The sequence below is a fragment of the Variovorax sp. P1_H12_2 genome (assembly GCF_056405335.1).
Genome location: NZ_JBFUCI010000610.1, coordinates 1 through 2,654 on the forward strand (window position 1 = coordinate 1; position 2,654 = coordinate 2,654).

Sequence of the window (2,654 nt, forward strand, 5' to 3'; positions counted from 1 at the left end):
GGAAGCAGATCCTCTACCTGCTCGGCCCGGTCGGCGGCGGCAAGAGTTCGATCGCCGAGCGCCTGAAGCAGCTCATGGAGCACGTGCCCTTCTATTCGATCAAGGGTTCGCCGGTCAACGAGACCCCGCTGGGCCTGTTCGACGAAGCCGAGGATGGCGAGATTCTCGAACGGGAATACGGCATCCCCCGGCGCTACCTGCAGCGCGTCCTTTCGCCCTGGGCGGTGAAGCGGCTGGAGGAGTATGGCGGCGACATCCGCAAATTCCAGGTCGTCAAGCGCTACCCCTCCGTGCTGCGCCAGGTCGCGGTCGCCAAGACCGAGCCGGGCGACGAGAACAACCAGGACATCTCCTCGCTGGTCGGCAAGATCGACATCCGCAAGCTGGAAGACTATGCTCAGGACGATCCGGACGCCTATGCCTACTCCGGCGGCCTGTGCCTGGCGAACCAGGGCCTGCTCGAGTTCGTCGAGATGTTCAAGGCGCCGATCAAGGTGCTGCATCCGCTGCTGACCGCCACGCAGGAGGGCAACTTCAAGGGCACCGAAGGCTTCGGCGCCATCCCCTTCGACGGCATCGTGCTCGCGCACAGCAACGAGAGCGAGTGGAAGGCCTTCCGCAACAACAAGAACAACGAGGCCTTCCTCGACCGCATCTACATCGTCAAGGTGCCCTACTGCCTGCGCGTGTCCGAAGAGATCAAGATCTACGAGAAGCTGGTGCGCAATTCGTCGCTCGCGCACGCGCCCTGCGCGCCCGGCACGATGCGCATGATGGCCCAGTTCTCGGTGCTGACGCGCCTGAAGGAACCCGAGAACTCCAGCATCTTCAGCAAGATGCAGGTCTACGACGGCGAGAACCTCAAGGACACCGATCCGAAGGCCAAGTCGATACAGGAGTACCGCGACTACGCCGGTGTCGACGAAGGGATGAGCGGGGTGTCGACGCGTTTCGCGTTCAAGATCATCTCGAAGGTCTTCAACTTCGACAGCAGCGAGGTGGCCGCCAATCCGGTGCACCTGATGTATGTGCTCGAGCAGCAGATCGAGCGCGAGCAGTTCGCGCCCGAGACCGAGCAGAAGTACCTGTCCTACATCAAGGAGCTGATGGCGCCGCGCTATGCGGAGTTCATCGGCAAGGAGATCCAGACCGCCTACCTCGAGAGCTATTCGGAGTACGGCCAGAACATCTTCGATCGCTACGTGACCTACGCCGACTACTGGATACAGGACCAGGAGTACCGCGACCAGGACACCGGCGAGGTGTTCGACCGCGGCTCGCTCAATGCCGAGCTCGAGAAGATCGAGAAGCCCGCGGGCATCAGTAACCCGAAGGACTTCCGCAACGAGATCGTCAACTTCGTGCTGCGCGCGCGCGCCGGCAACGCGGGCAAGAACCCGCTGTGGACCAGCTACGAGAAGCTGCGCACCGTGATCGAGAAGAAGATGTTCTCGAACACCGAAGAACTGCTGCCGGTCATCAGCTTCAATGCCAAGAGCAGCGCCGACGAGATGAAGAAGCACGAGGACTTCGTCAACCGCATGGTCCACAAGGGCTATACGGCCAAGCAGGTTCGCCTGCTGTGCGAGTGGTATTTGCGCGTTCGCAAGAGCTCATGATGAGCTGAAGGAGATCCGGCCGTGGCCATGCTGCAGCAGATCATCGACCGCCGGTTGTCGGGCAAGAACAAGTCCATTGGCAACCGCGAGCGTTTCCTGCGGCGCTATCGCGAGCAGATCGGCGAGGCCGTGCGCCGTGCGGTCAGCGGCCGCGGCATCCGCGACCTCGAACAGGGCGAGGACATCACGCTGCCCAAGCGCGACGTGTCCGAGCCGGTGTTCGGCCACGGCCAGGGCGGTGACCGCGAGTACGTGCATCCGGGGAACAAGGAGTACATCAAGGGCGACCGCATCGAACGTCCGCAGGGCGGCGGCGGCTCGGGCAGCGGCTCGCAGGCCGGCGACGGCGAAGGGGGCGAGGACGACTTCGTCTTCCGCCTGACCAAGGAAGAGTTCATGCGGGTGTTCTTCGAGGACCTCGCCCTGCCCCACCTGATCCGCACGCAGCTGGCCGAGGTGCCCGAGTGGAAGAGCCACCGCGCCGGCTTCGTGAGCGACGGCAGTCCGAGCAACCTGCACGTGGTGCGCTCGATGCGCGGCGCGCTGGCCCGGCGGATCGCGCTCGGCGGGGATGCGCGGCGCGAGATCCGCGAGCTCGAGGCCCATCTGCTGCACCTGCAGCGCAGCCCGCGCGCCACGGACGCACTGATCCAGCGCGAGATCCGCGAGACCGAGGCCAAGCTCGAGGAGCTGCGCGCCAAGGCCAAGCACGTGCCCTTTCTCGACCCGATCGACCTGCGCTACCGCAACCGCGTCAAGGTGCCGATCCCGTCGGCCAAGGCCGTSATGTTCTGCCTGATGGACGTCTCGGGCTCGATGGACGAGGCGCGCAAGGACATGTCCAAGCGATTCTTCATGCTGCTCTACATGTTCCTGACGCGGCACTACGAGAAGATCGACCTGGTCTTCATCCGCCATCACACGCAGGCCTCGGAAGTCACCGAGGACGAGTTCTTCCATGCCACCGAGACCGGCGGCACCGTGGTCTCCAGCGCACTGACGCTGATGCTCGACATCGTGCGCGCGCGCTATCCC

Annotated in this window: 2 protein-coding genes; both read left to right on the forward strand. The window is 64.0% G+C overall.

The features are described 5' to 3' along the window. Positions 1–1,619: PrkA family serine protein kinase (locus AC1D2K_RS33160; protein WP_478094483.1), on the forward strand; the 1,619-nt coding region annotated here is incomplete at its 5' end. Between the two features lie 27 nt (positions 1,620–1,646). Beyond that, the coding region (locus AC1D2K_RS33165; RefSeq protein ID WP_478094485.1) for a YeaH/YhbH family protein at positions 1,647–2,654 on the forward strand (1,008 nt) is incomplete at its 3' end.